1 protein-coding gene is annotated in these 1,557 nt (G+C 58.1%); it reads left to right on the forward strand.

Going from position 1 to position 1,557, the window contains the following annotated elements:
* Positions 1 to 417 (forward strand): ATP-dependent DNA ligase (locus AC04SI_RS33260; protein WP_488475725.1); only part of this gene is annotated, 417 nt, incomplete at its 5' end.
* Positions 418 to 1,557 lie beyond the last annotated feature (1,140 nt).

The raw sequence follows: 1,557 nt of genomic DNA on the forward strand, positions 1-1,557 counted from the left end.
GAGGTGGAAAGCGCCATCATTGACGGCGAGATCATCGTCACCAACGAGGCGGGGATCTCCGACTTCGCAGCACTTCGGAAAGCGATCACCCGGCGCCAGCATGATCTGTACTTCGTCGCCTTCGATCTGCTGCACCTTAATGGCCACGACCTCCGCGACATGGTTCTAGAAGACCGGCGTGAGATACTGGCCGAGATGATTCCGGATGGCGGTCACATCCAATTTAGTCAGGCGTTGCCGGGCGATGCCAAGGCGATTTTCCATCTCGTCGAGCAGGCCGGCCTCGAAGGCGTCGTCTCGAAGCGGAAGGAGAGCAAGTATCGATCCGGCCCATCCACAAACTGGCTAAAGGCGGCATCGATGAATACGAGCTGCTCGGCGTCGAGCGCTAGGCCGGCAAGCCGGCATTCGCTCTGATGGCCGAGCGAGACACAGGCCGCTATGTCGGCTCGGCTTTCATCACCCTAAACCGGGAAATGCGGGAACGGCTCTGGGAGCGCGTTCGGGAACACGCAGGGCCACCGCCGAAGGGCATGAGGCGGCCGGCAACGCAAATGGGTCAGGCCTGGGCTGATCGGCCGTGTCAAGCACCTACGGGGCGAGGAAGACCTACGCCATGCGTCGCTGCAGGATTTCCGGGAGGAGTGAATAAATAGCGCCCACTATGTCAAACTTTATTGCTGGCAACGGCCGCTCGGCAAATAATCCTGTTTGGTGGGGGTGGTGCCGGCAGCCCGCGCGCTTCTTCCGTACAGGGAGAAGGCGCGGGTTCTCGGTTTTAATTTATCGAGAGTTGCGAAGGAGATCATTAACCGGGTCACCTGGGACACCGCAGGCCGGTACCGTAATGACTCGCTATCCATTGTCGGAAGCGTACAGTCCTATTGTCGCTCGGTCTTCAACGGCAACGAGCGTTTGAAAGAGTCTCACGCTTTCTGTGTTGCAAAAGATTGGCGCGGCACGTCCGCAGCGAGCAGTTGACCGCTAGGCCAGCGGTCCGGCGGTCGAGGGCGTTGGGTGCGGTGTTTCGGCCGCCGGGCCTAGCCGACATGAGAGGGGATTTTGTCGGCATAACCCATTATAACGTCTTTTCTAATTTAGTAAAACCAAAGGGCTGGCTCCTCTGCCTCTCAAATCGGATGAACCAGGGCTCAGATCTCGCGTTTTCGTGGGAACCTGACGATCGATCCGAACTTAACGGTTATTGACCACTTTCCGACAATGTGCCCAACGTCGCCGGCGCCGACGTCATGTCCGCGGACAAGGCAACCGATAAACTGTTTGCTGATGCTCAAAAGCAGGGAATTGAGGGGCAGAATCGTGGAGGAGACGGGCACGGGTAGCGTCTATGAAACGATCCTCGACGCTGTAGTTCACTACCATAGCCCAGGCTTGGCAGACTGAGCGCATTCTCGGTTTATCACTATGTGCAAGGTCACGCCGAGCACAGCTCCTGTGTCCCATTCCGGGAAGCAAATCCTGGCATCCATATTGCACCGCCAGCTTGCCGGTTGATCCCGGTCCTGATCGCATACTCTGATCAGGTTAGGCTCGCCG

Source organism: Mesorhizobium sp. CNPSo 4689 (assembly GCF_057784325.1).